1 protein-coding gene is annotated in these 558 nt (G+C 42.3%); it reads right to left on the bottom strand.

The genetic code is table 11. From position 1 onward, the window contains the following. Nucleotides 1–154: 154 nt before the first annotated feature. Nucleotides 155–558: hypothetical protein (locus HL054_RS22200; RefSeq protein ID WP_369141300.1), on the bottom strand; the 404-nt coding region annotated here is incomplete at its 5' end.

Here is a 558-nt window from a genome sequence, read left to right as displayed (position 1 = left end):
GAGACTAACAAATTTCACCTTCATCAAGTGGTAATCGACAAGGAAAATGATTGCACTTGTGACGACGTATTTGTTTACACCACTATCAAAGAAGTGTTAGAATACTTCCATAGCGTAGCAGTTCAAAACGCAAAGTGGATTTCACTCAATCAACCTAAAGGGCAGTAACCATGCAAAAGAAAATTACCGTGTACATCGTCACCGCTGGCGAATCTAAAGTACCATTCACCACCAAATCCCGCGCAAATGAAGCCGTGGAATTGCTGGCAAAATTCGGTGTAGTGGCTGAAATCACTACCGAAAAACGCACCGTTACCATCGAGTAACATAGCGTAAACCCAAACAGGGGCTGTAAATTCCAATCGACTGGTAAAGCCCCTCCATCAAACTCAAAATAGAGATTAATACCAAAATGGCTAAAGAAATCAAACTCGACGCAAAAGCAAAATTCAACGCACTGGCAAACGCGAAACACATTTTCGCGTTCAAAGAGGAAGGAACCGCTTTTAAACTTCTCGACCTGATTATCACCGATGAAGCGACGAAAGCTGTAGTAGT

The sequence above is a fragment of the Modestobacter versicolor genome, assembly GCF_041028285.1.
GTDB classification, from domain to species: domain Bacteria; phylum Actinomycetota; class Actinomycetes; order Mycobacteriales; family Geodermatophilaceae; genus Modestobacter; species Modestobacter versicolor_A.
The sequence above is the reverse complement of the archived record's forward strand: the minus strand, read 5'-3'. Positions and strand labels throughout refer to the sequence as shown.